A 25,798-nucleotide genomic window follows, 5' to 3' on the forward strand; every position below is an offset into this window, starting at 1 on the left:
GGCAGGCCAGCAGCAGGGCCTGGCCCACCTGCCAGTGCCACAGCGCCGGGGCGTGGTAGAGCCCGGCCTGGCCGCGCGCGCGGCCGTAGTGCTCGTCGCAGCGCGGGTGCTGGTGCTCGGGGATCAGCCAGGCCAGGGCCACGCTGGTGTCGATCACCCACGGCTTCATGGCGTGTCCTCCGCCGACCAGGCGGCGCGAAAGGCGCGCAGGTCCGCCAGGGCCTGAGCCGAGACGCGCTCGCGCTCGGCCTCATCGACGCCGGCGACCTCGGCCACCAGGCGCACCACCGGCTTGCCGTGGCGCGTGAGCACCACCTGCTCGCCTTGCTCCGCCGCCCGGATCAGCTCGGACAGCTGGCCTTTGGCCTGGTGGATGGGGACGGACAGCATGGCGGGTGCGGCGGCTGGAAAACCCGGCATTGTGCCAGAAATCAGTCTTTATGGACCAGAGATTTATGGACCAGAATTTCGCAGCAGGGCGGCCCGGCGGGTGAGCGCGGCGCGCCTGGCGGGCCTCTTGCATACGCCCTGCCCAGCCATGCTCCACCCACCCCGCGCCTACCTCTACCTCGATGCCGTCGCCCGCGCCGGCTCCATCCGCAAGGCGGCCGAACAGTTGCACGTGGCCTCCACGGCGCTCAACCGCATGATCCTGGAGCTGGAGGAACAGGCCGGCACGCCCTTGTTCGAGCGCCTGCCGCGCGGCGTGCGCCTGACGGCCGCGGGCGAGGTGCTGGTGCACACGGTGCGCCGCTCGCTGGCCGACCTGCGCTCCGCGCAGTCGCAGATCGGCCAGTTGCGCGGCCTGGTGCGCGGCACGGTGCGCCTGGGCTGCGCCGAATCCGTGGCCACGGACCTGGTGCCCAGCGCCGTCGTGCAGTACCAGGGCCAGCACCCGGGGGTGCAGTTCCAGGTGGTGTCGGGCGTCACGCAGCAGCTCGTGCGCCTGCTCGAGCAGGACGAGGTGGAGCTGGTGCTGGTGCACGACCCCACGCCCAGCGACGACCTGCGCGTGATCAGCCGCCTGCACCAGCCCCTGTGCGCCATGCTGCGCCCGGACCACCCCCTGGCCGGGCGCGAGAGCCTGCGCCTGGCCGACTGCCAGCCCTATCCGGTGGCGCTGGGCGACCGCTCCTTCGGCAGCCGCCGCCTGCTCGACGCGGTGATCAGCCGCTCGCGCCTGTCGATGCGCCCGCTGGTGGAGGCCAGCACGGTGCAACTGCTCAAGGAGTTCACGCGCCAGACCGGCGCCATCAGCTTCCAGTTCCAGATCGGCACGCTGCAGGAGGCGCGCCGGGGCGAGCTGGTCTCCATCCCGCTGACCGACCCGGCCCTGAGTGGCAGCGAGCTGGTGCTGGCGGTGCGCGAGAGCCGCCGCCTGCCGATCGCCACCCTGTCCTTCATCGAGCTGCTGGTCGGGCGCATCGCCGAAATCACGCCCTGAGCCGGTGTGCGCGCGGCCGGCGGCGCCGGCCCGAGCGCACACATTTTTCGCTCGCCATGAGCGAAACATTGAGCTTCTCGTGCGCAGTGCCGCTTCGGATACTGCGCCCATGCCCCGCCCCACCGCGCCCCGTCAGCTCCAGGTCCTGCGCCTGTCCATGGCCCACCCCGGCGACCTGTCCGCCCTGGCGGCGCTGCTCGACGCCGGCCGCGTGCGCGCCGAGGACGTCGTGGCGGTGATCGGCAAGACCGAGGGCAACGGCGGCGTCAACGACTTCACGCGCGGCTACTTCACCCAGAGCCTGATGCACCTGCTGGGCGAGCGCCTGGGGCGCGCGCCGGCCGAGCTGCAGCGCGAGCTGCCCTGCGTGCTCTCGGGCGGCACCGAGGGGGTGCTGTCGCCGCACTACTGCGTGTTCCTGCGCGGCGCGGCCGCGGCCGACGCGCCGGCCGGCCCGGCCCTGGCCATCGGCCGCGCCTTCAGCCCGCCCATGCCGGCCAGCGAGATCGGCCGCTGGGCCCAGGTGCGCGCCGTGGCCGCCGCCGTGCGCGCGGCCATGCAGGACGCCGGCATCGACGACCCGACCGAGGTGCGTTTCGTGCAACTCAAGGGCCCCTGCGTCACCGCCGCCCGCGCCGCCGCCGCGCTGGCGGCCGGGCAGTCCGTGGCCAGCGCCGACCCCAACCGCTCGATGGCCCTGTCGCGCGCGGCCGGCGCCTTCGGCGTGGCGCTGGCCCTGGGTGAACTGGCCGACGACCCGTCGCTCGAGCCGGCGCTGCTGTCGCGCTTCGACCTCTGGTGCGCGCGCGCCAGCGTGTCCACCGGCGTCGAGGTCGAGGCCAACGAGGTCGTGCTGCTGGGCCACAGCCCGCACTGGCGCGGCCCCTTGCGCATGGCCTGCGAGCCCATGGCCGACGCGCTCGATCTGCCGGCCATCGCGCGCGTGCTGACGCGCCTGGGCCTGCAGGCCACGCCCCAGCTTGGTGCACAGGACCGCGCCCGTGTGGCCGCCGCCCTGGTGAAGTGCGAGCCGGACCGCCGCGGCCAGGTGCGCGGCGCGCGCCACACCATGCTCGACGACACCGACATCAACGCCCAGCGCCACATCCGGGCCGCCGTGGGCGGCCTGGTGGCCGGGGCGCTGGGCGATGGGCGCATCTTCGTGTCGGGCGGCGCGGAGCACCAGGGGCCCGACGGCGGCGGGCTGATCGCGGTCATCGCGGAGGCCGCCGCATGAACACGACCCGCTCGGCCACCGTGTCCGCCGCGCCGACCGCGTCGGCCGGCTGCGCGCCCGCCCTGTGGCAGTTGGGCGTGCAGGCCCTGGGCGATGCCTACCGCGCCGGTGCGCTGTCGCCCGTGCAGGTGCTCGACGCCCACCTGGACCGCCTGGACGCGGTGCAGCCGCGCATCAACGCCCTGGCCTGGGTCGACCGCGAGGGCGCGCGCCGGGCCGCCGAGGCCAGCGCCGCGCGCTGGCACCAGGGCCGCCCGCTGTCGGCCCTGGATGGCGTGCCGCTCACGGTGAAGGACAACATCCCCGTGGCCGGCCTGCCCTGCCGCTGGGGCAGCCGCGTCTACCAGGACCACGTGCCCGACCAGGACGAATCACCGGTGGCGCGCGTGCGCCAGGCCGGCGCCGTCATCCTGGGCAAGACCACGGTGCCCGAGTTCACCCTGCAGGGCTACACCGAGAGCCCGCTCACCGGCCTCACCCGCAACCCCTGGGACCTGGCGCTCACGCCCGGCGGCTCCAGCGGCGGCGCCGTGGCCGCGCTGGCCGCGGGCGTGGGCGCCCTGGCCCTGGGCACCGACGGCGGCGGCTCAATCCGCCGCCCCGCCGGCCACACCGGGCTCTACGGCTTCAAGGCGGGCACGCACACCGTGCCGCGCGAACATGGCCTGCCCGAGCTGCTGCCGGAGATGGAGGTCATCGGCCCGATCGCGCGCAGCGCCAGCGACCTGCAGCTCGCGATGGGTGTGATCGGTGGCGCACGGCCCGGCGACTGGCCGGCACCGGCGGCGCCCGCGCACCAGCGCATCGCCTGCTGGCGCCACGTCGCCGGCAGCCCGGTGGACGCGGCCGTGCTGCAGCGGCTGGACGCCGCCATCGAGCGGCTGCGCGCGCTCGGCCACACGGTGGACGTGTGCGAGGCGCCGGCCGAGGTCCAGGCCTTCAACCAGCAGGCCTGGCCGGTCATCAGCACCACCGGCCTGGTGCGCGTGCTGCGCGACAGGCCCGGGGCCGAGCAGCAACTGGGCCCCGCCCTGGCCGAGATGTTCGCGCGCGGCCAGGCCTGGCGCGCCACCGACCTGTGCGAGGCCATGGCCGTGGTGCGCCGGCTGCGCCGCGCGCTGGCCGAGGTGTTCCGCGCGCACGACGCCGTGCTCAGCCCCTGCTCGGCCGCCCTGCCCTGGCCCGCCGCCGACAGCCACCCGCCCCGCATCGCGGGCCAGCCGGTGGACGGGCGCGGCCACGCCGTGTTCACCGCCTTCGCCAACGCGCTCGGCCTGCCGGCGCTGGCCCTGCCCGCCGGTGCGGTGGGGCCGCTGCCCGTGGGCGTGCAACTGGTGGGCCCGCCCGACAGCGACGCCACCGTGCTGGCCCTGGGCCTGCAGTGGGAATCCGCCGCGCGGGACGCGGGCGAAACGCCGCGCTGGCCCCTCTGTTGCTGATCTGGTCCTGATCCTGCTAGTCACCCGACACCTTGCCCATGACCACCCCACGAAAAGTCCTCATCCTCGGCGCTGGCGTGGCCGGCGCCATCCTGGCCCGGCGCCTGTCGGCCTTGCCCGGCCTGGACGTCACCTGCCTGGAGCGCGTGGCGCCCGACGACCACAGCGAGGCCGGCACCGGCCTCAACGTCGGACCCAACGCCATCAAGGCGCTGCGCGCCTGCGACCCGGCGCTGGCCGCCGAGGTCTGCGCCCAGAGCCTGCCCTGGCAGAGCTGGCGCACTTCGCTGGCCGACGGCACGCTGCTGTTCGACCTGCCGCTGGCGCGCGTGGCCGACAACGCCGGCATCCGCATCCGCTGGTCCGAGCTCTACCGCATCCTGCGCCAGGGCGCGGGCGCGGCCATCCGCTACGGCTGCGAGGTCAGCGCCATCGGCCCCGACCCGCGCGACCGGCAGCGCACGCGCGTGGCCTGGACGCAGAACGGCCAGCACCACACCCTGGACGGCATCGACCTGCTCATCGGCACCGACGGCCGCTACTCGGCCACGCGCGCCGCCTTCTCCGGCCTGCCCGAGGCGCGCCACGTCGGCGTCGCCATCCTGCGCGTGCTGGTGGAAGACCGCAGCGGCGGCCTGGTGGACGACTACGAGCAGTGGTTCAACCGCCACCACCGCCTGCTGGCGTTTCGCGTGCCGCCGGGCCACATCTACATCGCCGGCACCTACCCCATCGACGCCGGCGCGCCCATCCCCGAGGACTGGAAGACGCCCGAGGCCATGCGCCGCGCCTTCCTGCCCGAAGGCCGCGAGGCCTCGCCCGCGGTGCGCTGGCTGGTGGACGCCCTGTGCGCCCAGGCCGGCGAGGCGCACTGGGCGCGCATGCAGGAGTCCGAGCCGCGCTTCGCCGAGCCCGAGCGGCAGGTGCTCTACCTGGGCGACAGCGCGCACGGCATGGCGCCCACGCTGGGTCAGGGCGCCACGCAGGCCATGGAAGACGCCAGTTGCGCGGCGATGCTGATCGAGGCCGCGGTGCGCGACCAGCGCCTGGCGGTGCGGCCCTGGCTCCAGGCCATCGAGGCCGCGCGGCGCGAGCGCATCCGCTTCGCCATGGACCTGTCGGTGCGCGCCACCGACACCCTGTTGCAGGGCGCCGACCCGGTGGCCGGCGCGCGCTGGAAAACCGAGGCGCCCTTCATCGGCGAGCTCTCGCGCCTGTTCCGCGACGTCGCGCTCGGGGAGCGCGCATGAATCCGCCCGCCGCAGCCGCCGGCAGCGACGGCGCGCTGACGCTGGGCCTGTTCCACCTGGCGATCAAGACCGCCGACCTGGCCCTCACGCGCGCCTTCTGGTGCGGCGTGATCGGCCTGCGCGAGGTGGCGCGGCCCGACTTCGGCTACCCCGGCGCCTGGCTGGCCTGCCCGCAGCCCGGCGGCCAAGCCATCGTGCACGTCTACGCCGGCGGCCCGGCCCTGGGCGGGCTGGACCAGGTGCCCGCCGGCACCGCCGCCATCGACCACCTCTCGCTCGCCTGCGTGGGTTACCACGCCTACCGCGCGCGCTTGCAGCGCGCCGGGCTGGACTGGCGCGAGTTCCTGGTGCCCGGCACCACCCTGTGGCAGCTGTTCGTCTACGACCCCAGCGGCGTGCAGCTCGAACTCACCTTCGAGGGCGCCGCCGAAGCCGGCGCAGCGCCCGACATGTCCGAGGGCCGCGTCTACCGCGCGGGCCAATCGTTCTTCCACGCGCCGGCCTACCCCCGGCAGACCCTTTTGTCATTCCACGGAGAAACCCGCCATGCCACGCGCTGAATTCCTGTCCCTCGCCGCCAAGGGCCTGGCCGCCCTGGCCCTGTCCACCGCGCTGCTGCCCCTGGCCCCCCTGGCCCATGCGGCGGACAAGGTCCGCCTGGGCGTGTTCCCCTCCAGCGCCGCGCTGCCCTTCTACATCGCGCAGAACCGCGGCTACTTCAAGGAAGCCGGGCTGGAGGTGGAGGAGGTGCCCGTGACCAGCCACCCGCTCACCGTGCAGGCCATCGTTGCCGGCAACATCGACGGCGCGGCCAACCTGGTCACGCTGGAAGGCGCCAACATGGAATCGCGCCGCGCCAACACGCTGAAGTACATCTCGCTCAACGGGCAGAACAGCGCGCACGTGATCGAGCAGTTCGTGGTGCGCGCCGCCCACCCGGCGAAATCGCTCAAGGACTTCAAGGGCGGCATCAAGCTGTTCTCGGCCCCGGGCCCGGCCAACATCGGCGCGGCGCGCGCCGTGCTCAAGACCGTGGGCCTGAAGGAAGGCAGCGACTTCAGCATCCAGGAACAACCCATCAACCTGCACGCCAGCGTGCTGCAGGCGGGCACCTTCGACGGCGGCTACACCCTGGAGCCGGCCGCCACCATCATGGTCGGTCAGAAGATCGGCAAGCGGGTGGAGACGGGCGTCATCGCCACCCACCTGCTGGGCAACAAAAACGCCAGCGCCTTCGCGGCCGGCGCGGTGCTGGCCGACAAGTTCGTGAGCGAACGCCCCGACGTGGCCAAGCGCTTCGCCGCCGCCTGGGCGCGCGGCGTGAAGGAAGCGCAGAGCGACAGCAGCACGCGCGGCTACCTCATCGCCGGCATGAAGGTGCCACCCGAGCTGGCCGCCACCGTGCCCCTGCCGCGCATCGTGATGGCCAAGGACCTGGCGCCCGCCGACGTGGCCGACTTCCAGAAATTCCTGGACCTGGGCGTGGAGTTCGGCGTCATCAAGGACAAGGTCGACGGCAAGGCCCTGGTCAAGGCCTTCTGAGCGAACGCCCCGACGGAGCACCCCCATGCGCGTGATGCCATCGATGGACACCTTCCCTTCTCCCACCCCGGGCAGCAGCGCACCCGCCGAGACGGCGCACCGCTGGTACCCGGTCGGCACGCACATCACCGTGCGCGGCCTCACCAAGCGCTTCGACGGCGTCACCGTCTACGAAGGCTTCGACCTCGACATCCCCAAGGGAAAGATCACCTCGGTGTTCGGCCCCAACGGCTGCGGCAAGAGCACCCTGATCAACATGATCTCCGGCATCCTGCCCTACGACGGCGGCCAGATCCTGTTCGAGGGCAAGGAGGCGCGGGACACGCGCATCGGCTACGTCTTCCAGAACTACCGCGAAGCCGTGTTCCCCTGGATGCGCGCGATCGACAACATCCGCTACCCGCTGCAGTTCCTCGACCTGGGCAAGGCCGAACGCCAGGCCCTGCTCGATCAGGTCGTCGACAGCTTCGGTGTCTCCTTCGACCTGAACCGCTATCCGTACCAGATGTCCGGCGGCCAGCAGCAGCTCGTGTCCATCATGCGGGCCCTGGTGGTGCAGCCCGAGGTGCTGTTCCTCGACGAGCCGTTTTCCGCGCTGGACTACGAGATGGTGATGTTCCTGCGCGGCATCCTGCAGAAGGTGCTCAAGGAGCGCGAGGTCACCACCCTGCTCGTCTCGCACGACCTCGACGAGGCCGTGCTGCTGGCCGACGAGGTGCTGCTGCTCACCAAGCGCCCCACGCGCGTGGCCGAGCGGCTCGTCTTCGACGCCCCGCGCCCGCGCAGCGTGGACACCACCGTCACCCCCGGCTTCGTGCAGACCAAGACCCGGGCCCTGGAAGTCTTTCAGCGAGAGGTGCGCGCATGAACGCTCAAGCCTGGCTCAAGCGCCTGCGCCCGCTGCTGGGCGTGTTCCTGTTGATCGCCGGCTGGGCCGTCATCCATGCGGTGCAACTGGTCGACCCGGTGCTGCTGCCCTCGCCCCTGGAGGCGGGGCGGGCCTTCTGGTCCGGCATGACCGAGGGCACCCTGGGCGCGGACTTCGGCAAGACCATCGTGCGCACGCTCGGCTCCTTCGCCATCGCGCTGGTGGTGGCCGTGCCCCTGGGCATCGTGCTCGGCGCCTCGCAGCGCTTGTACGAGTCGATCGAGTTCGCCATCGACTTCTTCCGCTCCACGCCGGCCTCGGCCATGTTCCCGCTGTTCCTGGTCATCTTCGGCACCGGCGAGAAGACCAAGATCGCCGTGGCGGCCTTCGGCGCAGCGCTGGTGATCCTGTTCAACGTCGCCTACGGCGTGATGGGCGCGCGCAAGCAGCGCCAGCTCGCCGCCCGCGTCATGCGCGCGCCGCGCTGGCGCGTCCTGACCGACGTGACCCTGCTGGAATCCATGCCGCAGGTCTTCGTGGGCATGCGCTCGGGCATCTCCCTGGCGCTGGTGATCGTCATCGTCGCCGAGATGTTCATCGGCTCCACCGACGGCCTGGGCCAGCGCGTGATGACCGCCCAGATGGTGTTCGACATGCCCGAGATGTACGCGGCCATCTTCGCCGCGGGCGCGCTGGGCTACGCCATGAACCTGCTCTTCCTGATCGCCGAACGCCGCTTCGTCCACTGGGGCGGCAAATGAATGCCTCCATCACCTTGCCCATGACCGATACCGCCGACATCACCGACATCAACCGCCCCGAGGTCCTCGCCGAGGTCAATGCCGCCTTCGACGCGTATGAAAAGGCCTTGGTCGGCAACGACGTGGCCGTGCTCGACGAGCTGTTCTGGAACTCGCCGCTGACCCTGCGCTATGGCGCCGGGGAGAACCTCTACGGCTACCAGGCCATCCAGGCCTTTCGCCAGGCGCGCCCGAGCGCGGGCCTGGCGCGCACGGTGACGGCGCGCCAGGTCACCAGCTTCGGCCGCGACATGGCCGTTGCCAACATCGAGTTCCGCCGCGAGGGCAGCGATCGCGTCGGCCGCCAGAGCCAGACCTGGGTGCGCATGCCCGAGGGCTGGCGCGTCGTCTCGGCCCATGTGAGCCTGATGGCCTGAACACCGAGGCAGCATGAAAAACGCCCCTGCGAAGGGGCGTTCCTGCCGCGGCGCGAAGCCGTTCAGTCGGCCCGGTAGTTCGGCGCTTCCTTGGTGATCTGCACGTCGTGCACGTGGCTCTCGCGCATGCCGGCCGCCGTGATCTGCACGAACTCGGCGCGCTCCTTCATGTCCTCGATGGTGGCGCAGCCGCAGTAGCCCATGCTGGCGCGCACGCCGCCGGCCAGTTGGAACAGGATGGCCACGACCGAGCCCTTGTAGGGCACGCGGCCCTCGATGCCTTCGGGCACGAGCTTGTCGGCGTTGGGGTTGCCGGTGCTGCTTTCCTGGAAGTAGCGGTCGGCGCTGCCCTGCTGCATGGCGCCAATGGAGCCCATGCCGCGGTAGCTCTTGTAGCTGCGGCCCTGGTAGAGGATGACCTCGCCCGGCGCCTCTTCGGTGCCGGCGAACATGCCGCCCATCATCACCGTGCTGGCGCCGGCCGCGATGGCCTTGGCGATGTCGCCGCTGTAGCGGATGCCGCCGTCGGCGATGAGGGGAATGCCACTGCCCTGCAGTGCGGTGGCCACGCTGTCCACGGCCATGATCTGAGGCACGCCCACGCCAGCGACGATGCGGGTGGTGCAGATGGAGCCGGGGCCGATGCCGACCTTGACCGCGTCGGCACCGGCCTCGGCCAGCGCCAGCGCGGCCGCGCCGGTGGCGATGTTGCCGCCGACCACGTCCACCTGCGGGTAGTTCTGCTTGACCCAGCGCACGCGCTCGATCACGCCGCGGCTGTGGCCGTGGGCGGTGTCCACCACGATGGCATCCACCCCGGCCTTCACCAGCGCCTCGACCCGCTCCTCGGTGCCCTCGCCCACGCCCACCGCCGCGCCCACGCGCAGGCGGCCGGCGGCGTCGCGCGCGGCGTTGGGGAAGTTGAGCTGCTTGGTGATGTCCTTCACCGTGATCAGGCCCTTGAGCTCGAAGGCGTCGTTGACCAGGAGCAGGCGCTCGAGCTTGTGCTTGTTGAGCAGAACCTTGGCCTCGCCCGGCGTGGTGCCGTCGGGCACGGTGATGAGGCGCTCGCGCGGGGTCATGATCTCGCGCACCGGCAGGTCGTAACGGGTCTCGAAGCGCAGGTCGCGCCCGGTGACGATGCCCACCACCTTGCCCGCATCCACCACGGGGAAGCCGGAGACGCCCAGCTCGTCGGACAGCTTCATCACCTGGCGCACCGTGGTGTCGGAGGAGATCACCACCGGGTCGCGCAGCACGCCGCTTTCGTAGCGCTTGACCTTGGCCACCTGGGCGGCCTGCTCGGCGGCCGTGAGGTTCTTGTGGATGATGCCCATGCCGCCTTCCTGGGCGATGGCGATCGCCAGGCGGGCCTCGGTGACGGTGTCCATGGCGGCGGACACGAGGGGCAGATTGAGCTGGATGTTGCGGGAGAAACGGGTGGCCAGCGAGGTGTCCTTGGGCAGGACCTGGGAGTACGCGGGCACCAGCAAAACGTCGTCGAAGGTGAGCGCGTTGCCGAGGAGGCGCATGAAGGGGTCTCCAAAAAGCGGATTGTAAACGTGGCCCCCAAGGGCCCCCGGCGGCTCAGGACATGCGCCGTCCGTTGCCTGAGGGCATCGCTTCGGCGGCGGGCATCGACATCCCGCGCGACCCCAGGCATACACTGGCCGGATGCCCAACACCCCCTTCGCCCCCCTCGCCCTGCGCTCACTGGGCGCCCTGGCGCTCTGCGCCGCGATGGCCGCCCCGGCCCTGGCCCAGTGGCAATGGATCGACAACACCGGCCGCAAGGTCTTCAGCGACACCGCGCCGCCGGCCAGCATCCCCGACAAGAACATCCTCAAGCGCCCTGGCAGCACCGCGCCCATGGCCACCGCGCCCACGACGGCACCGGCCACGCCGGCGGCCAACGGCGCGCCAGGGGCACCGGCCGCTCCGGCCGCCCCGGCGGCCCCGGGCGTCGACAAGGAACTCGAGGCCCGCAAGAAGGAAGCCGAGGCCGCCGAGGAAGCGAAGAAGAAGCAGGAGGCCGAGCGCGTGGCGCGCGCGCGGGCCGACAACTGCGAGCGCGCCAAGCGCAGCAAGGCCTCGCTCGATTCCGGCCAGCGCATGGCCGTCACCAACGCCAAGGGCGAGCGCGAGATCATGGACGATACGCGCCGCGCCAGCGAAACGCAGCGCCTGCAGCAGATCATCAACAGCGACTGCGGGTCGGCGCCACAGTGACTGGCGCACGCAGCCAGCCCTGAAACCGGCCTTCTGGGCCGGTTTCGTTTTTCAGTACCCGGCCTTGCTGTTGGGCCGGCGCTTGGAGAACAGACCCGCACCGCGCGCGCCCTGCCCCGCGAAGCGCTCGCGCCGCGCCACCTTGGGGTCCACGCGCAAGCCGCGCAGCAACTCCAGCCGGTCGCCGTCGCGCAGGGCCTGATCGGGCTCGCAGCGGCGGCCCCAGACGGCCAGGCTCAAGGCTTCATCCGGCGACGCGGTGTCGGGATAGCGCTGCGGCCAGCCCGCCGCGCGAACGGCATCCCGGGCGGTGGCGCCGTCGGGCAAGTCCAGCTCCACCTCGTGGACCGTGCGCGGTGCGCTGGCGTACAACAGGGTCACGCGCATGGCTCAGTCCGTGCCGTAGACCTGATCGGCGCGCTTGACGAAGGCATCGACCAGGTTGCCCGCGATGCGGTCGAACACCGGGCCCACCACAGCGGCCAGCGCCGCGCTGGAAAAACCGTAGCGCAGGGTGAATTCCACCTTGCAGGCGCGCTGCGAGCCGTCACCCAGCGGCAGGAACTTCCACACGCCATCGAGCTGCGAGAACGGGCCATCCACCAACTCCATGTGCACCTCGCGGTCCTGCACGTGGGTGTTGCGGGTGGTGAAACCCTGCTGAAGGCCGCCGATGGACATGCCCACGCGGGCCACCATGCCGTCGGCCGTGCGCTCCAGCACTTCAGTGCGGTCGCACCAGGGCAGGAACTGGGGGTAGTGCTGCACGTCGGTGACCAGCGCGAACATCTCGTGGGCGCTGTGCCACAACAGCACGGACTTGTGAATGGTTTTCATACAATCGCCGGTCCCGCGCGGCCACCACGCCCGCGGGCGCCGCGACAGGCCGCTTTGATTCTAGGCGCCCTTGTCGTCCGGGCTGATCGCCCCCACGTTCTCCCTTATGTCCACCTCCAGCAAACACCAGCCCGGCGACAGCCGCATCGCCGAGAACAAGAAGGCGCTGTTCAACTACGCCATCGAAGAACGCTACGAGGCGGGCATGGTGCTGCAGGGCTGGGAAGTGAAAGCCCTGCGCGAGGGCAAGGTCCAGCTCACCGACGGCTACGTCGTCATCCGCGACGGCGAGCTGTTCCTCATCGGCTGCCAGATCAACCCGCTGCGCACCACCAGCACGCACGTGAGCGCCGAGTCGGCGCGCACCAAGAAGCTGCTGCTGCACAAGGCGCAGATCGACCGCCTGGTCGGCAAGGTGGAGCAGCGCGGCTTCGCGCTGGTGCCGCTGAACCTGCACTGGAAAGGCGGCCGGGTGAAGTGCGAGATCGCGCTGGGCAAGGGCAAGGGCGAGCACGACAAGCGCAACACCATCAAGGACCGCGAGGGCAAGCGCGAGGTGGAGCGGGCGATGAAGGACCGGCAGCGCTGAATATTTGCGGCGGTCGGGAATAGACCGCCGGCCGTGGGCGTTCATCCCGGTGCAGAGTGTCCTGCTCTGCGCCACCATCCACCCTGGAGAACGCGCCATGAAATTCCTGCTGCCCATTGCCCTGGCCACCGCCCTGCTCGGGGGCTGCGCTTCGATGCACGCCCGGCACCACTCGCCCGCCAAGGTCGCCGACGGCGTGCTCGTCGGCCCCAACCAGATGACGCTGTACACCTTCGACCGCGACATGGCCGGCAGTGGCAAGTCGGTCTGCAACGGGCCCTGCGCCACCAACTGGCCGCCCTTCATGGCCACCGCCAGCGACAAGGCCTCGGGCGACTACAGCATCGTCACGCGCGACGACGGCGCGAAGCAATGGGCCTTCAAGGGCAAGCCGCTGTACTACTGGGTGCGCGACACCAAACCCGGCGACAAGACCGGCGACGGCTTCAACAACGCCTGGCGCACCGTGAAGCCCTGAACCGGCAAGCCCCGTCGGCCGGCCCCCTCGATGAACCCACCCGATTTGGTCGCCCAGATCCCCGCGCTGCGCCGTTACGCGCGCGCCCTGTGCGGCGACGCCTGGGCCGCCGACGACCTGGTGCAGGACACCCTGGAGCGCGCCTGCGGGAAGTGGCGGCTGTGGGCCGTGGGCAGCGACCTGCGGGCCTGGCTCTTCACGCTGATGCACAACCTGCACGTGAGCGGCCTGCGCCGGCAGACGCGGCGCTCAGCCGCCTTCACGGCGGTGGACATCGAGGACGCGGCCGCCGAACTGGCGGCGCCCGAGGCCGCGCAGGACCTGGCGCTGGACCTGCAGCGCTGCCTGCTGCGCCTGCCCGAGGAGCAGCGCGCCGTGCTGCTGCTGGTGAGCCTGGAGGACATGAGCTACGCGCAGGTGGCCCGCATCACCGGCGCGCCGATCGGCACCGTCATGTCGCGCCTGTCGCAGGCGCGCACGCGGTTGCAGGCGCTCATGAACGCCCCCGCGGCCGGTCCCCAGGCGGACGCTGCCCCGCCATCCCCGCACCTGAAGCGGCTGAAATAGCGCCGCCCCACTGCCATGGACACCCCCTCTTCCTTTCAGCCGCTGAGCGACGCCGAGATCAGCGCCCTGGTCGACGGCCAGGCCAGCGGCCCCGAACGCGCGGCCCTTGAAGCGCGGCTGGCCCACGACGGCGCCGCCCGCGAGCGCCTGGCCGCGTGGCAGGCGCAGCGCGAGGCCCTGCGCGGCCTGCACGGCGAACTGCTCGACGAGCCGCTGCCTCCTTCCCTGCTGGAAGCCACCCGACGCGTCAGCGACGCCCGCCAGCGCGGCGAGCGCTGGTGGCGCTGGGGCGGCCTGGCCGCGGGCGTGCTGCTGGCCTTTGGCGCGGGCTGGCTCGCGCACGGCCAATGGGCCTTGCCGGATGACGCCCGGCCGATCGCGCGCGGCCCGGCCACCACCCTGCCCGCCTTCGCCCGCGACGCGGCGCTGGCCCATGCGGTGTACTCGCCCGAGAAACGCCACCCCGTGGAGGTGGCCGCCACCGAACAGGAGCACCTGGTGCAGTGGCTGTCGCGCCGCACGGGCCGGGCCTTGAAGGTGCCCGACCTGCAGCCCCAGGGCTACGCCCTCGTGGGCGGGCGGCTGCTGCCCGGCGAGGCCGGCGCCCGCGCGCAGTTCATGTTCCAGAACGCCGAGGGGCAACGCCTGACGCTGTACCTCGGCGCGGTGGAGCCGGATTCACCGGCCGCGCCCGCCGGCGCCGGCCGCGAAACCGCCTTCCGTTTCGCGCCGCAAGGCCCTGTGCCCGCCTTCTACTGGGTGGATCAGGGCTTCGGCTACGCGCTCAGCGGCCCGCTGTCGCGCGAGGCGCTGATGGCGCTGGCCGAGGCGGTGTACCGGCAGATCTGAGCCGGTGAGCCGTCCTGCGCCGCGCCGCCCCACGTCGGGGGCGTGGGCACTTCAGTTGTTTTCCGCCAGTTGATCCAGGATCGCCGGGTTCTCCAGCGTGGACACGTCCTGCGTGATCGCCTCGCCCTTGGCGATGGCGCGCAGCAGGCGGCGCATGATCTTGCCGCTGCGTGTCTTGGGCAGGTTGTCGCCGAAGCGGATGTCCTTGGGCTTGGCGATGGGGCCGATCTCCTTGCCCACCCAGTCGCGCAACTGCTTGGCGATGGCCTTGGCCTCTTCGCCTGTCGGGCGCGCGCGCTTGAGCACCACGAAGGCCACGATGGCCTCGCCCGTGAGGTCGTCGGGACGGCCCACCACGGCGGCCTCGGCCACCAGGTCGGTCTTGGCCACCAGGGCGGATTCGATCTCCATCGTGCCCATGCGGTGCCCCGAGACGTTGAGCACGTCGTCGATGCGACCGGTGATGCGGAAGTAGCCACGGTCTGGGCTGCGCACCGCGCCGTCGCCGGCCAGGTAGTAGCCCTTGAGCTCGGGCGGGAAGTAGCTCTTCTTGAAGCGCTCCGGGTCGCCCCAGATGGTGCGGATCATCGACGGCCAGGGCTTCTTGATGACCAGGATGCCGCCCGCGCCGTTGGGCACGTCGTTGCCCATCTCGTCGACGATGGCCGCGGCGATGCCCGGCAGCGGCAGCGTGCACGAGCCCGGCACCAGCGGCGTGGCGCCCGGCAGCGGGGTGATGACGTGGCCACCGGTCTCGGTTTGCCAGAAGGTGTCCACGATGGGGCAGCGCTCGTGGCCCACGTGCCGGTGGTACCACATCCAGGCCTCGGGGTTGATGGGCTCGCCCACCGAGCCCAGCAGGCGCAGGCTGTCCAGGTTCCAGTTCTTCGGGTGCACCTTCTCGTCGCCCTCGGCCGCCTTGATGAGCGAGCGGATCGCCGTGGGCGCGGTGTAGAAGATGCTGACCTTGTGCTTCTCGATCATCTGCCAGAAGCGCCCGGCGTGCGGGAAGGTGGGCACCCCCTCGAACACCACCTGCGTGGCGCCGGCGGCCAGCGGGCCGTAGGCCACGTAGGTGTGGCCGGTGATCCAGCCGATGTCGGCCGTGCACCAGAACAGGTCCTCGGGCTTCAGATCAAACGTCCAGAGCATGGTGAGCCGCGCCCACAGCAGGAAGCCCCCGGTGCTGTGCTGCACGCCCTTGGGCTTGCCGGTGGAGCCGGAGGTGTAGAGCACGAACAGCGGGTGCTCGGCGCCCACCATGGCCGGCGGGCAATCGGTGCCCTGGCCGGCAATGGCCTCGGCCCAGGTGATGTCGCGGCCAGCCACCATGTGGCAGGCGGTGGCGGTGCGCTGCATCACGATGACGGTCTTGATCGACTCGCAGCCGCCCATGGCGATGCCTTCGTCGACGATGGCCTTGAGCGGCAACTCCTTGCCGCCGCGCATCTGGTAGTTGGCGGTGATCACGGCCACGGCGCCCGCGTCCTGGATGCGCTCCTGCAGGGCCTTGGCCGAGAAGCCGCCGAACACCACGCTGTGCGTGGCGCCGATGCGCGCACAGGCCTGCATGGCCACCACGCCCTCGATGGTCATGGGCATGTAGATGACCACGCGGTCGCCCTGCTTCACGCCGCGGGCCTTGAGCGCGTTGGCGAACTGCGAGACCCTGGCCAGCAGTTCCTTGTAGGTGATGGTCGTCACCGCGCCGTCATCGGCCTCGAAGACGATCGCCGTCTTGTTCTCCACCGGGGTGCCGATGTGGCGGTCCAGGCAGTTGGCCGAGGCATTGAGCTGGCCGTCCTGGAACCACTTGTAGAAGGGCTTGTCGCTGGCGTCCAGCGTTTGCGTGAAGGGCTTCTGCCACACCAGGTGTTCCCTGGCCAGGCGCGCCCAGAACGCCTCGGGGTCCTTGTCGGCCTCGGCGCACAGGGCCTCGTAGGCCTGCATGCCGGCAATGCGGGCGGCGGCCACGGTGGCGGCGCTGGGTTCGAACACCCGGTTTTCGACCAGGACGGATTCGATCGACGACGAAGGCGATGACATGCGGATGTCTCCTCGGCTGTTGTGCTGGAAATACGGGCCGGCGGCACTGTGCGCACGGGCACTTACGGCCAACTGACACGGGGGCAAGGCTCCTACAATAACCGACGCTCGCGGTGCCCTAGTCGGTGCCGCTTTTTTGATTGCGCCCCACCATGACCGACCCCCTCAAGGCCGCCCGCCCGATCCGCCCCCTGCCCAACCTGATCTTCGCCAGCCGATGGCTGCAGTTGCCGCTGTACATCGGCCTGATCGCGGCGCAGGCCATCTACGTCTTCCACTTCTGGGTGGAGCTGGTGCACCTGATCGAGGCCGCCTTTGGCAGCGAGGCGGCGCTGGCCAAGCTGGTGGGCAGCATCGGCTACAAGAGCGACGTGGCGCCGACCGCGCTGAACGAGACCATCATCATGCTGGTGGTGCTGGCGCTGATCGACGTGGTGATGATCTCCAACCTGCTGATCATGGTGATCGTGGGCGGCTACGAGACCTTCGTGAGCCGCATGCACCTGGAGGACCACCCCGACCAGCCCGAGTGGCTGAGCCACGTGAACGCCAGCGTGCTGAAGGTGAAGCTGGCCACGGCCATCATCGGCATCAGCTCCATCCACCTGCTCAAGACCTTCATCAACGCCGGCAACTACGAGGTGAAAGTGCTGATGTGGCAGACGCTGATCCACATCGCCTTCCTGTTCAGCGCGCTGGCCATCGCGCTGGCGGACAAGCTGATGTCGGCGCCCTCGCGCGATCACTGATCACGAGCGGGAACGGGAACGGGAACGCCAGCAGGGCTCAGTGCAGGGCCCGGTAGATCGCGTCCGCGAGTTCATCCGAGATCCCCTCCACCGTGGCCAGGTCTTCCACGCTGGCCGACGCCACGCCCCTTACCCCGCCGAAGCGCTGCAGCAGCCGCGCCCGCTTCTTGGGCCCCACGCCCGGGATGTCTTCCAGCTGGCTCGCCCCCACCCGCACCTTGGCGCGCTGCGCGCGCATGCCCGTGATGGCGAAGCGGTGCGCCTCGTCGCGGATCTGGGCGATCAGCATCAGCGCGGCCGAATCGCTGCCCAGGTAGACCTTGGCGCGCCCGTCCGCGAACACCAGTTCCTCCAGGCCCACCCGGCGGCCCTCGCCCTTTTCCACGCCGACGATGCAGGCCAGGTCCAGGCCCAGCGCCTGGAAGACCTCGCGCGCCACGCCCACCTGGCCCTTGCCACCGTCGATGAGCACGATGTCGGGCATCCGCGGCCCGGCGGCGGGCATCTCGGCGGCCGAGCGGGCCTCGGCGATCGCCGATTCCTCAGGGCCGCGCAACAGCTCGTTCGGGTCGGCGCCCTCGGCCTCCACGGCCACCGCCACCTCCGTGCCCGCCGGCAAGGCCGTGTCGCCCGACTCGGCCTTCAGCGCCTCGGCGATGCGGCCGTAGCGCCGCGTCAGCACCTGGCGCATGGCGGCGTAGTCGTCGCCGGGCGTGATGCCGTCGATGTTGTAGCGCCGGTACTGGCTGTTCTGCAGCTTGTGCCCTTCGAACACCACGCAGGACGCCTGCGTGGACTCGCCCGCCGTGTGCGAGATGTCGAAGCACTCGATGCGCAGCGCCTCCAGTTCGTCGTCGGGCAGTTGCAGCGCCTCGGCCAGCGCGCGGGTGCGGGCTTGCTGGCTGCCTTCTTCGGAGAGCAGCCGCATCAAGGCGATGCCGGCGTTCTTCTGCGCCATCTCCAGCCAGCGGCGGCGGTGCTCGCGCGGGTTGTGCACGGCGTGCACCTTCTGGCCGGTCTGTTCCGACAGGGCGTCGAGCAGCGCCTTGCCCACCGCGTGGCTGGTGACCAGCACCGGCGGCATGGGCGCGCCCAGGTAGTGCTGGGCGATGAAGGCCTCCAGCACGCGCACCGCCGTGCGGTCGGACTCGGCCACGGTGCCGCGCTCGGCCACGTCCGCGGGGGCGCCTTCGGGGCCGTCGGCCGCATCGGCCGCGCCCGCCAGTTGCTCTTCGATGGCGCTGGCGTCTTCCACGTGCGCGGGAAAGTACGGCCGGTCGCCCAGGTGGCGACCACCGCGCACCATGGCCAGGTTCACGCAGGCGCGCCCGCCCTGCACCTTCACGGCCAGCACGTCCACGTCCTGGTCGTTGCCGACCTCCATGCTCTGCTGGTGCAGCACGCGCGACAGCGCGCTCATCTGGTTGCGGATCTCGGCCGCCTGTTCGAACTCCAGTTTCTCGCTGTGCGCCAGCATGCGCTGCTCCAGCATCTGCAGCACCTGCTGCGTCTCACCGCGCAGGAAGCGCTCGGCGTTGGCCACGTCGTTCAGGTAGTCGGTCTGGTCGATGAGGTCGACGCAGGGCCCGCTGCAGCGCTTGATCTGGTACAGCAGGCAGGGCCGCGTGCGGTTGGCGAAGACCGTGTCCTCGCAGGTGCGCAGCTTGAAGACCTTCTGCAGGAGCTGGATGGACTCCTTCACCGCCCAGGCGCTGGGGTATGGGCCGTAGTAGCTGTGGCGCTTGTCCACCGCCCCCCGGTAGTAGGCCATGCGCGGAAACAGCGTGGACGCGCTGGGCACGCGCCCGGTCAGCGGGCGCTGGGCCTCGCGCGTGCCGGTGATCTTGAGGTAGGGGTAGCTCTTGTCGTCGCGGAACAGGATGTTGAACCGCGGGTTGAGCGTCTTGATGAGGTTGTTCTCGAGCAGCAGGGCCTCGGCCTCGCTGCGCACCACCGTCGTCTCCAGCCGCGCGATGCGGCTGACCATGTGGCCGATGCGCGTGCCGTCGTGGTTCTTCTGGAAGTAGCTGGAGACGCGCTTCTTCAGGTTGCGCGCCTTGCCCACGTAGAGCAGTTGGCCCTGGGCATCGAAATAGCGGTACACGCCCGGCAGCCCTGGCAGCGCGGCCACTTCGCTGAGCAATTGGTCGGAATGCGCCTCTGACATGCAGCGTATTGTCGCGCCCCGCTTGCGTCAGAGCCGCAGGCGCGGCACCACGGCCCCCAGCCCGCGGCGGGCGATCCGCCCCAGGCGGCGGAACAGGGCGCGGTACGCCTCGCGGCGCTGCTCGCCCATCTGCCCCAGCGCCCAGGTGACCAGCAGCACGCCGGCCAGCAGCGCGGTGTAGCCGGCCCAGCCCGGGGCCGACACACCGGCCGCGCGCGCCAGCACCAGCAGGCTGAAGTGGATGAGGTAGAAGCTGAACGTACGGTCCGCCAGCCAGCGGATCAGCCGCCCCGCGCGCTCGGAGAAACGCCACTCGGCCCCCGCGCAACCCACGACGAAGCCCGCGAACAGCACCCCTACCACGTAGTCGGACAGCACGTGCACCGTGGAGCCCGGCGCGAAGGGGAACGGTGCCACCGCGGCCACGGCGGCGTACAACGCGCGGGAGGCCCCATCGCCGGCCTGGCGCGCGCCCGACAGGAAGAACGCGGCGTACGCCAGCGCGCACAGCAGCATCAGCCCGCGCGCCCGCCAGCGGGCCGGCGGCAGCGTGCCGAGGTGGCGGCAGAGCCACACCCCCAGGCACCACACCGGCAAGAGCATCAGCACGGCCGGCCCCATGAAACCCAGCACCAGCAGGAGCAGCGGCCAGCGCCACCAGCCCCGCGCGTAGACGAAGACGCCGAAGAGCGCGTAGTACCAGACCTCGTAGGCCAGGGACCAGTACGGCTCCATGCTGAAGGGCTGCCAGGAACCGAACCAGCCCTCACCGAGGAACAGCCAGTGGTACGGCGGCACCAGCGCCGCGTGGGGGTACTGCCAGGCATAGCCCGCGTAGGCCTCGGGGCCGATGCGCAGGCCGATGGTGTCGAGCAGCAGGGCCAGCAGCACGGCGGGAATGGCCACTGAGTAGATGCGAGAGACCCGCGCCAGCGCGTAATGCCCCGCGCTGCCGTGGCGCGAGCGCGTGCTGTGCGCGATGACGAAGCCCGAGATGACGAAGAAGGCGATCACCGCGTCGTCGGCCGAGCGGTGCCAGGTGAGCGACAGGGACTCGGGCGCCAGGCCCAGCACGACCGAATGGCCCACGTAGACCGCCAGGGCGGCCAGCACGCGGCACAGGTCGAGCCAGATCGACAGAGATGGGGAGAGGGTGGTGGCGGTGGCGGGTGGGCTGGCGACGGGCATGCGCTCAGTATCCACGCCAGCCGGCCCATGTTCGCCAAGCCTTGGCTTTCAGTGCGTCGCGGCCGGGGTTCACGCCCACCGTACCCGGCCCCAGGCCCACATGCCGCAGCACCTTGCGCGCCCGCTGGTTGAAGTTGAGCGCATCGCGCCAGTCCACGGTCTGGGGCGTGTTGAAGATGATGGACAGGGAGATCGACACATCGTCGGGCCCGTTGTGCACGTGGTGACCGGCCACGAAGGGGATGTGCAGGGCCTGCCCGGGCTCGAACCAGTATCGCGTGCTGACGCCATCCTTTTCGGGCGTCCAGGGCAGTTGGGTGCTCACGTAGGAGACGTAGTTCTCGCGGTCGGGCGACGTCACCACGCGCTCATCCCAGGGGTCGGACACGGTGACCCATTTGCTGCCCCGGAACTGCATCAGGAAGGTGGAGTAGCGGTCGATGTGGAACGGCGTCACGCTGTTGGGCGAGGCGATGAACAGGTAGAGCTTGGGCGAGATGGCCTTGTCGCCCACGCCGCGCTCCCACATGAGGGACTCGACGTCGTGAATCAGGTCCTGGTAGATCTCCGCGAAGCTCGCGTCCACCTGCGGCGAGTTGACCATGATGTAGCTGTCGGACTCGCGGATGGTCTCGATGGTCTCCGCGACCGAGCGGTCCAGCGGGCGTTGCCGGAAGGTCTTCTCGAAGTTGTCCCCGGTGGCCAGGCGCCGCGTGGCGTACATCACCTGCCCCGGCGGCAGCCGGGGCAGCACCCGGCACAGGCTCTCCAGCGTCAGGGCCGGGTGCCCCATGAGCTTGTGGCCGCAGACGAACGAGCCCCGGTCGACGAGCGACGCGTCGACACCGTCATCGAAACAGCGCAGCATGCCGAATCCTCCTGCGGCCCCACGGCCACATTCCCCTTCAAGCCTTGCCCGTCGCATCCGCGCCTCTGCTGGCGGGTGTTTTGCGGCATTCTGCTCGCCACCCGCCCCCCTGCCTAGGGGTACCGCCCCGGGTTCCCGCAGAATGCCGGGTTTCGCACACACCCAAGGCAGCGCGTGAACTCCACCCGCAAGAAATTCGGTTTCCAGCTCGTCTTCAGCAACGCAGAAGTCGCCGGGCACCTGGTGCTCAGCATGGTCTTGGCCCGACTGCTCGACCCGGACGACATCGGCGTCTACTCCATGAGCGCGGTGCTGGTGGCCGTGGCCCACCTGTTTCGCGACTTCGGCGTCACCGCCTTCATCAAGCGGCAGAAGGAACTGAGCGAGGAGACCCTGCGCTCCGCCCTGGGCGTGGTGATGTGCACCTCGTGGACGATGGCGCTGGTCATGTTCCTGAGCGCGCCGCTGTGGTCCGGCTTCTTTGGCGAGCCGCGCGTGGAACACGTGGTGAAGGTGCTGGCCATGGGCTTCGTGCTCATCCCCTTCGGCGCCCTGCCCGGCGCCATCCTGGTGCGCAACATGGAGGTGGTGCGCACCGCCAAGGCCGGGCTGTTCGCGTTCAGTTGCTACTTCACGGTGTCCATCGTGCTGGCGCTGCAGGGCTTCGGGCACATGACCATGGCCTGGGCAAGCCTGGTCAACATCGCCACCCACATCGTGGCGGTGCGCCTGCTCTCCACCACGAAGACACCCTGGATCCCGGGCGTGCGCAATTGGGGCCATGTGGCCAACTTCGGCGTCGGCGCCATGGCCACCTCGGCCCTGACGGCGATCGACAACGCCATCCCCGACATCGCCCTGGGTCGGCTGAGCACGCCCGCCAACGTGGGCTTCTTCAGCAAGGCCAATTCCACCATCAACATCGCCAGCAGCGGCGTCATGCCGGCGGTGAACTACTTCGCCCTGCCCTACATGGCGCGCCTGCACCACGGTCAGGGCGACGTGGCGGCCGAGGTCTGCCGCGTCACCTCGTACCTGGCCACGCTGCTGCTGCCAGCCATGGCCATGACGGCTCTCCTGGCAAACGAGGTGATCTACCTGCTCTACGGCGCCAAGTGGCTGCCCAGCGCCGTGGCCGTGCCCTGGTTGTGCGTCTCGGCCGGCCTGGGCGTGCTGTTCTCATTCGTACCGGCGGCGCTCATGGGCATCGGCAAGCCCTACGTGGCCGGCCTGCCCATGCTGCTGCTGCTGGGCCTCAAGGCGGTGTTCATCGTCCTGCTGTTCGACGGCACGCTGCAGAGCTTCGCCGAGGCGATGGTGGCGGCGCAGGTGCTCACCGTGCCGATGGGACTGTGGATCCAGTACCGCTACCTCGGCGTCGCGCCCTTGCGCTGGCTGGCCATGGCCGCGCCGGTGGTGGGCCTCACGCTGACGCTGCTGCTCAGCATGCTCGCGCTCAAATGGGTGCTGCCGCCGCTGCCGGCCTGGGCCATGTTGCTGGCGCTGGGCCTGCCGGCGGCGATCGGCTGGGCGCTGCTGCTGCGGCTGTTCGGCTTGCCGGTGTACGAGGAGCTGCGCACGCTGTTCGTGCGCTGGCGCCAGAGCCGCGCCTGAGCGGCGCCGGCCGTTGGCGAGGCGCTCAGCTGCGTTCGATTGGGCCCGGCGCGGCGGTGGCGCGGCGCAGGCGCTTGAACTGGCTCAGCACCCAGAAGGCGGCCGCGCGGTGCATCAGGCAGCCGCGGCGGAAGGATTGGGCGAATTCGCGCGCCGCGACGGCCGGGTCGCCCGACCAGAAGTGGGTGTAGCCGTGGTCGAAATGTGCGCGGCCGAGTCGGTAGCGGTAGTGCAAGCGGGGCAACTGGCGCCCATCCGGGTCGCTCAGTCCCCAGCGTTCGCGGGCGCGCTCCAGCAGCTCGGCCAGGTGGTTGCGCTCGATCATCTTGTGCATCGCGCTGGCGGGGTGGATGCGGTAGATCGCCATCACCGCCGAGAAGCCCTGGATGCGCGCGTGGCGCGAGCAGCGCAGCCAGAAATCGTAGTCCTCGCCGCGCTCCATGCTTTCGTCGAAACCGCCAGCCGCCTGGTACACCTCACGGCGCATCAGCGGCGTGATCATGCCCAGCGTGCACCCCATGAGGATGCGGGTGTACATCCAGCCATGCCAGTCGGGGTTGGGTTGCGCGAGGGTCTGGGCGTCGGGAAAGTGCGCGCGGGGATCGGGCCAGGCGCCGTCGGGGCTCGGGCGCCAGCGGTGGATCTCGCCGAACACGATGCCGAGGTCCGGGTGGGCCTCCAGGTAGTCCACCTGCATCTGCAGCTTGCCAGGCACCCACAGGTCGTCGGCGTCGATGAAAGCGAAGTAACGCCCGTGCGCCCGCGCCATGCCGAGGTTGCGCGCGCGCGAGACGCCGCCGCGCGCGCCGTCGATCACGCGCACGCGCGGGTCGATGCGCTCGAGCGCGGCGTAGTCGCCGTCGCTCGACCCGTCATTGATGACGATGAGTTCGAGGTCCTGGTACGACTGGGAGAGCACGCTGTCGATCGCGGCGTGGATGTAGCGCATGGCGTTCCACGCCGGCATGATGACCGAGACCGTCGGCGCGGCCCGACTCGCTGGTGAAGCGCCGCCCGCGGCTGCGGTGCGGGCGCCTTCGGGCAGCCGTACATCGCTCACGCGACGCTCCCCGCCAGCGTGGCGCGCCCCGCGCGGGCCAGCGCGCGCTCGTGCTCGCTCAGGCGCTGGCGCAGGTGCACCTGCAGCACAGCCATCAGCATGACCATGAGATAGGCCACCTCGAGGTAGGCCACGCTCACGGCCGCGCCACCCACCAGGTAGGCCATGACGGCGAGCATGAGCATGTCGCCCAGGTCGCGCGCCCAGACGTAGTCGGGGCCCAGGCGCGTGGCCATGCGCTTGACCGAGAAGCGGGCCAGCAGCGGCATGGAGAAGATCAGCAGGTAGAGGAACAGGCCGAGGAAGCCCAGGTCGCCCAAGACCTCGAAGTACACGCTGTGCGCGGCCTTGGCCAGCACGAACTCGGGCGGTGGCATGTTGAGGAAGTCCAGCAGGCTGGGGGCGGTCTTGAACTGCTCCCATACGTACTGCACCTGCACCGCGTGGAAACCGCCGCCGAAGAAAGGGTGCTCCAGCGCCAGCGCCGAGCTGATCTTCCAGGCGTGCACGCGGCCCATGAAGGAGTCGTCCTCGTTGGCCTCGCCGATGGTCTCCAGCCGCGACACCACCGAGTCGGGCACGAACTGCCACAGCAGCAGGCCCAGCGCGAGCACGATGAACAGCGTGCGCCAGCGGTGGCGCGAGGTGAGGATGAGCCAGAAGGCGACCACCGCCAGCGCGACGAAACCACCACGCGAACCACCGCCCATGATGGCCAGCACGATGATCACGAACAAAGCCAGGAAGCCCCAGCGCGCGAAGCGGTGCACGGAGTGCAGGTACAGGTAGTACGCGATGGGCAGCACCATGGCCAGGGCGGTAGACAGGTGGTTGCGGTCGTAGAGCATGCTGCCGGCCGGGCCGTACATGTTGTGCGAGCCGCCAGACACCACCGTCTTGAGCCCTTCGATCATGCCGTGCAGGCCCAGGCCGAAGACCACCACCAGCAGCATCAGGTGGATGTGCATGCGCGACTGCACGAACATCGGCATGAGCATGCTGAAGATCAGGCCCTTCATGAGGATGTCGTAGTACTTGGCGTTGTTGCCGTTGCCACCGTAGCCCGTGAGCCAGGCGATGGTGGCGTGCAGCAGGAAGACCAGGTAGAGCGCGACCGCCCAGTTGAAGCGGTACTGGCTCCAATCCACGCGGCGCAGCAGCACCAGCAGCAGGGTGATGCCGGCGAAGATGAAGTTCACGCGCGCGCTGGCCATGAAGCCGAACAGGAAGCCCGTGGGGATCATCGCGGACGTCCAGCCCCAGAGCATGTAGGCGTTGAAGGGCCGCAGGAAGGCCAGCGGCACCAGGGCCAGCATGGCCAGGGCGAAGAACAGGTCACGCACCGGAACGCTCCTTGCGCCGGCCATCGGCCTTGCCCGGCGGCGGCTCGGCCGGGGCGTGGACGTCGTGCACGCGGTACTGGAAGTAGCCCAGGTCGTCGGGCCTGGGGTGTTTCGGGTCGATTTTGTAGACGCGCCAGCACAGGTAGGTCATGCAGGCCACGTCGAACATGAAGATGAGGGCTTCCATGCAGGTTCGCTTCAGTTCGTGGTGATCGTGCGGCCGATCATCTTGAGTTCGATTTCCAGCGGTCGCGGGT

General features: G+C 70.5%; 27 protein-coding genes. 16 read left to right on the plus strand and 11 right to left on the minus strand.

Annotation, left to right across the window (positions count from 1 at the left end):
* Window positions 1–165: 165 nt before the first annotated feature.
* Window positions 166–390 (minus strand): type II toxin-antitoxin system Phd/YefM family antitoxin, encoded by a 225-nt coding sequence (locus tag VLG41_RS09445; RefSeq protein ID WP_291020828.1) that lies wholly within the window; start codon window positions 388–390, stop codon window positions 166–168.
* 148 nt (window positions 391–538) lie between these two features.
* Between VLG41_RS09445 and VLG41_RS09450 the strand changes: the two genes are divergently transcribed.
* From VLG41_RS09450 to hpxZ, 9 genes are all read left to right on the plus strand, one after another.
* Window positions 539–1,444, plus strand: coding sequence for a LysR family transcriptional regulator (locus tag VLG41_RS09450; protein WP_325349140.1), 906 nt, complete (start codon window positions 539–541; stop codon window positions 1,442–1,444).
* Between the two features lie 109 nt (window positions 1,445–1,553).
* Window positions 1,554–2,681, plus strand: a complete 1,128-nt coding sequence (locus VLG41_RS09455; protein ID WP_325349141.1) for a ring-opening amidohydrolase — start codon at window positions 1,554–1,556, stop codon at window positions 2,679–2,681.
* On the plus strand, window positions 2,678–4,120 hold the full coding sequence (locus VLG41_RS09460) for an amidase (RefSeq protein ID WP_325349142.1): 1,443 nt from the start codon (window positions 2,678–2,680) through the stop codon (window positions 4,118–4,120). Before VLG41_RS09455 ends, VLG41_RS09460 begins: the two co-directional genes overlap by 4 nt.
* A gap of 38 nt (window positions 4,121–4,158) precedes the next feature.
* Window positions 4,159–5,370, plus strand: a complete 1,212-nt coding sequence (locus VLG41_RS09465) for an FAD-dependent monooxygenase (protein WP_325349143.1) — start codon at window positions 4,159–4,161, stop codon at window positions 5,368–5,370.
* On the plus strand, window positions 5,367–5,930 hold the full coding sequence (locus tag VLG41_RS09470) for a glyoxalase (protein ID WP_325349144.1): 564 nt from the start codon (window positions 5,367–5,369) through the stop codon (window positions 5,928–5,930). Before VLG41_RS09465 ends, VLG41_RS09470 begins: the two co-directional genes overlap by 4 nt.
* On the plus strand, window positions 5,917–6,912 hold the full coding sequence (locus VLG41_RS09475) for an ABC transporter substrate-binding protein (protein ID WP_325349145.1): 996 nt from the start codon (window positions 5,917–5,919) through the stop codon (window positions 6,910–6,912). The genes VLG41_RS09470 and VLG41_RS09475 overlap by 14 nt, the downstream gene beginning before the upstream one ends.
* Before the next feature lie 25 nt (window positions 6,913–6,937).
* Window positions 6,938–7,780, plus strand: a complete 843-nt coding sequence (locus VLG41_RS09480; RefSeq protein ID WP_325349146.1) for an ABC transporter ATP-binding protein — start codon at window positions 6,938–6,940, stop codon at window positions 7,778–7,780.
* Window positions 7,777–8,541, plus strand: a complete 765-nt coding sequence (locus tag VLG41_RS09485; RefSeq protein ID WP_414652477.1) for an ABC transporter permease — start codon at window positions 7,777–7,779, stop codon at window positions 8,539–8,541. The genes VLG41_RS09480 and VLG41_RS09485 overlap by 4 nt, the downstream gene beginning before the upstream one ends.
* Entirely contained in the window at window positions 8,538–8,957 is a 420-nt protein-coding gene (gene hpxZ / locus VLG41_RS09490) for an oxalurate catabolism protein HpxZ (protein ID WP_325349147.1), read from the plus strand. Before VLG41_RS09485 ends, hpxZ begins: the two co-directional genes overlap by 4 nt.
* A gap of 62 nt (window positions 8,958–9,019) precedes the next feature.
* Here the strand turns inward: hpxZ and guaB are convergent, their stop codons facing one another.
* Window positions 9,020–10,489 (minus strand): IMP dehydrogenase, encoded by a 1,470-nt coding sequence (gene guaB / locus VLG41_RS09495; protein WP_325349148.1) that lies wholly within the window; start codon window positions 10,487–10,489, stop codon window positions 9,020–9,022.
* A 142-nt stretch (window positions 10,490–10,631) separates the two neighbouring features.
* On the opposite strand from guaB, the gene VLG41_RS09500 reads away from it, so the two are divergent.
* Window positions 10,632–11,186, plus strand: a complete 555-nt coding sequence (locus tag VLG41_RS09500; RefSeq protein ID WP_325349149.1) for a DUF4124 domain-containing protein — start codon at window positions 10,632–10,634, stop codon at window positions 11,184–11,186.
* Between the two features lie 51 nt (window positions 11,187–11,237).
* On the opposite strand, the gene VLG41_RS09505 is transcribed toward VLG41_RS09500, so the two are convergent.
* Complete coding sequence (locus VLG41_RS09505; RefSeq protein ID WP_325349150.1) at window positions 11,238–11,573, minus strand: RnfH family protein; 336 nt, start codon at window positions 11,571–11,573, stop codon at window positions 11,238–11,240.
* 3 nt (window positions 11,574–11,576) lie between these two features.
* The gene (locus VLG41_RS09510) at window positions 11,577–12,023 is read right to left on the minus strand and encodes a type II toxin-antitoxin system RatA family toxin (protein WP_325349151.1); all 447 of its coding nucleotides are present in this window, start codon (window positions 12,021–12,023) and stop codon (window positions 11,577–11,579) included.
* A gap of 106 nt (window positions 12,024–12,129) precedes the next feature.
* On the opposite strand from VLG41_RS09510, the gene smpB reads away from it, so the two are divergent.
* From smpB to VLG41_RS09530, 4 genes are all read left to right on the plus strand, one after another.
* A complete protein-coding gene (gene smpB / locus VLG41_RS09515) occupies window positions 12,130–12,612 on the plus strand; it encodes an SsrA-binding protein SmpB (RefSeq protein ID WP_291020822.1) in 483 nt (160 codons plus the stop codon).
* 97 nt (window positions 12,613–12,709) lie between these two features.
* Window positions 12,710–13,090: a hypothetical protein gene (locus VLG41_RS09520; protein ID WP_325349152.1), complete on the plus strand. Its 381-nt coding sequence runs from the start codon at window positions 12,710–12,712 to the stop codon at window positions 13,088–13,090.
* A 30-nt stretch (window positions 13,091–13,120) separates the two neighbouring features.
* Entirely contained in the window at window positions 13,121–13,657 is a 537-nt protein-coding gene (locus VLG41_RS09525; protein WP_325349153.1) for an RNA polymerase sigma factor, read from the plus strand.
* A gap of 15 nt (window positions 13,658–13,672) precedes the next feature.
* Window positions 13,673–14,506 carry an anti-sigma factor gene (locus tag VLG41_RS09530; RefSeq protein WP_325349154.1) on the plus strand — a complete coding sequence of 278 codons (834 nt, stop codon included), beginning with the start codon at window positions 13,673–13,675 and terminating at the stop codon, window positions 14,504–14,506.
* Between the two features lie 51 nt (window positions 14,507–14,557).
* Here VLG41_RS09530 and acs read toward each other — a convergent pair whose 3' ends face one another.
* A complete protein-coding gene (gene acs / locus VLG41_RS09535) occupies window positions 14,558–16,552 on the minus strand; it encodes an acetate--CoA ligase (protein ID WP_325349155.1) in 1,995 nt (664 codons plus the stop codon).
* A 152-nt stretch (window positions 16,553–16,704) separates the two neighbouring features.
* Between acs and VLG41_RS09540 the strand changes: the two genes are divergently transcribed.
* Complete coding sequence (locus VLG41_RS09540) at window positions 16,705–17,301, plus strand: YqhA family protein (protein ID WP_325349156.1); 597 nt, start codon at window positions 16,705–16,707, stop codon at window positions 17,299–17,301.
* A 37-nt stretch (window positions 17,302–17,338) separates the two neighbouring features.
* On the opposite strand, the gene uvrC is transcribed toward VLG41_RS09540, so the two are convergent.
* The 3 genes from uvrC to VLG41_RS09555 are packed head-to-tail and all read right to left on the minus strand — an operon-like array spanning window position 17,339 to window position 21,524.
* Window positions 17,339–19,468, minus strand: coding sequence for an excinuclease ABC subunit UvrC (gene uvrC / locus VLG41_RS09545; protein WP_325349157.1), 2,130 nt, complete (start codon window positions 19,466–19,468; stop codon window positions 17,339–17,341).
* A gap of 27 nt (window positions 19,469–19,495) precedes the next feature.
* Window positions 19,496–20,656 (minus strand): acyltransferase, encoded by a 1,161-nt coding sequence (locus VLG41_RS09550; RefSeq protein ID WP_325349158.1) that lies wholly within the window; start codon window positions 20,654–20,656, stop codon window positions 19,496–19,498.
* Between the two features lie 4 nt (window positions 20,657–20,660).
* Window positions 20,661–21,524: a cupin-like domain-containing protein gene (locus VLG41_RS09555; protein ID WP_325349159.1), complete on the minus strand. Its 864-nt coding sequence runs from the start codon at window positions 21,522–21,524 to the stop codon at window positions 20,661–20,663.
* Between the two features lie 174 nt (window positions 21,525–21,698).
* Between VLG41_RS09555 and VLG41_RS09560 the strand changes: the two genes are divergently transcribed.
* Window positions 21,699–23,138 carry an oligosaccharide flippase family protein gene (locus VLG41_RS09560; protein ID WP_325349160.1) on the plus strand — a complete coding sequence of 480 codons (1,440 nt, stop codon included), beginning with the start codon at window positions 21,699–21,701 and terminating at the stop codon, window positions 23,136–23,138.
* A gap of 25 nt (window positions 23,139–23,163) precedes the next feature.
* On the opposite strand, the gene VLG41_RS09565 is transcribed toward VLG41_RS09560, so the two are convergent.
* The 3 genes from VLG41_RS09565 to VLG41_RS09575 are packed head-to-tail and all read right to left on the minus strand — an operon-like array spanning window position 23,164 to window position 25,728.
* Entirely contained in the window at window positions 23,164–24,198 is a 1,035-nt protein-coding gene (locus tag VLG41_RS09565) for a glycosyltransferase family A protein (RefSeq protein ID WP_325349161.1), read from the minus strand.
* Window positions 24,195–25,541, minus strand: a complete 1,347-nt coding sequence (locus tag VLG41_RS09570; protein ID WP_325349162.1) for a putative O-glycosylation ligase, exosortase A system-associated — start codon at window positions 25,539–25,541, stop codon at window positions 24,195–24,197. Before VLG41_RS09570 ends, VLG41_RS09565 begins: the two co-directional genes overlap by 4 nt.
* Entirely contained in the window at window positions 25,534–25,728 is a 195-nt protein-coding gene (locus tag VLG41_RS09575; protein WP_325349163.1) for a hypothetical protein, read from the minus strand. Before VLG41_RS09575 ends, VLG41_RS09570 begins: the two co-directional genes overlap by 8 nt.
* Window positions 25,729–25,798 lie beyond the last annotated feature (70 nt).

This window comes from Hydrogenophaga sp. (assembly GCF_035481345.1).
Lineage (GTDB): Bacteria > Pseudomonadota > Gammaproteobacteria > Burkholderiales > Burkholderiaceae_C > Hydrogenophaga.

Excerpts from the sequence above, each read along its gene's own strand:
- acs (WP_325349155.1), bottom strand. The coding sequence starts at position 16,552 with ATGTCATCGCCTTCGTCGTCGATCGAATCCGTCCTGGTCGAAAACCGG.
- VLG41_RS09470 (WP_325349144.1), top strand. The coding sequence starts at position 5,367 with ATGAATCCGCCCGCCGCAGCCGCCGGCAGCGACGGCGCGCTGACGCTG.
- VLG41_RS09480 (WP_325349146.1), top strand. The coding sequence starts at position 6,938 with ATGCGCGTGATGCCATCGATGGACACCTTCCCTTCTCCCACCCCGGGC.
- VLG41_RS09525 (WP_325349153.1), top strand. The coding sequence starts at position 13,121 with ATGAACCCACCCGATTTGGTCGCCCAGATCCCCGCGCTGCGCCGTTAC.
- VLG41_RS09540 (WP_325349156.1), top strand. The coding sequence starts at position 16,705 with ATGACCGACCCCCTCAAGGCCGCCCGCCCGATCCGCCCCCTGCCCAAC.
- smpB (WP_291020822.1), top strand. The coding sequence starts at position 12,130 with ATGTCCACCTCCAGCAAACACCAGCCCGGCGACAGCCGCATCGCCGAG.
- VLG41_RS09475 (WP_325349145.1), top strand. The coding sequence starts at position 5,917 with ATGCCACGCGCTGAATTCCTGTCCCTCGCCGCCAAGGGCCTGGCCGCC.
- VLG41_RS09510 (WP_325349151.1), bottom strand. The coding sequence starts at position 12,023 with ATGAAAACCATTCACAAGTCCGTGCTGTTGTGGCACAGCGCCCACGAG.
- VLG41_RS09455 (WP_325349141.1), top strand. The coding sequence starts at position 1,554 with ATGCCCCGCCCCACCGCGCCCCGTCAGCTCCAGGTCCTGCGCCTGTCC.
- VLG41_RS09520 (WP_325349152.1), top strand. The coding sequence starts at position 12,710 with ATGAAATTCCTGCTGCCCATTGCCCTGGCCACCGCCCTGCTCGGGGGC.
- VLG41_RS09460 (WP_325349142.1), top strand. The coding sequence starts at position 2,678 with ATGAACACGACCCGCTCGGCCACCGTGTCCGCCGCGCCGACCGCGTCG.
- VLG41_RS09445 (WP_291020828.1), bottom strand. The coding sequence starts at position 390 with ATGCTGTCCGTCCCCATCCACCAGGCCAAAGGCCAGCTGTCCGAGCTG.
- uvrC (WP_325349157.1), bottom strand. The coding sequence starts at position 19,468 with ATGTCAGAGGCGCATTCCGACCAATTGCTCAGCGAAGTGGCCGCGCTG.
- VLG41_RS09465 (WP_325349143.1), top strand. The coding sequence starts at position 4,159 with ATGACCACCCCACGAAAAGTCCTCATCCTCGGCGCTGGCGTGGCCGGC.
- VLG41_RS09550 (WP_325349158.1), bottom strand. The coding sequence starts at position 20,656 with ATGCCCGTCGCCAGCCCACCCGCCACCGCCACCACCCTCTCCCCATCT.
- VLG41_RS09450 (WP_325349140.1), top strand. The coding sequence starts at position 539 with ATGCTCCACCCACCCCGCGCCTACCTCTACCTCGATGCCGTCGCCCGC.
- VLG41_RS09485 (WP_414652477.1), top strand. The coding sequence starts at position 7,777 with ATGAACGCTCAAGCCTGGCTCAAGCGCCTGCGCCCGCTGCTGGGCGTG.
- VLG41_RS09575 (WP_325349163.1), bottom strand. The coding sequence starts at position 25,728 with ATGGAAGCCCTCATCTTCATGTTCGACGTGGCCTGCATGACCTACCTG.
- guaB (WP_325349148.1), bottom strand. The coding sequence starts at position 10,489 with ATGCGCCTCCTCGGCAACGCGCTCACCTTCGACGACGTTTTGCTGGTG.
- VLG41_RS09530 (WP_325349154.1), top strand. The coding sequence starts at position 13,673 with ATGGACACCCCCTCTTCCTTTCAGCCGCTGAGCGACGCCGAGATCAGC.
- hpxZ (WP_325349147.1), top strand. The coding sequence starts at position 8,538 with ATGAATGCCTCCATCACCTTGCCCATGACCGATACCGCCGACATCACC.
- VLG41_RS09555 (WP_325349159.1), bottom strand. The coding sequence starts at position 21,524 with ATGCTGCGCTGTTTCGATGACGGTGTCGACGCGTCGCTCGTCGACCGG.
- VLG41_RS09500 (WP_325349149.1), top strand. The coding sequence starts at position 10,632 with ATGCCCAACACCCCCTTCGCCCCCCTCGCCCTGCGCTCACTGGGCGCC.
- VLG41_RS09505 (WP_325349150.1), bottom strand. The coding sequence starts at position 11,573 with ATGCGCGTGACCCTGTTGTACGCCAGCGCACCGCGCACGGTCCACGAG.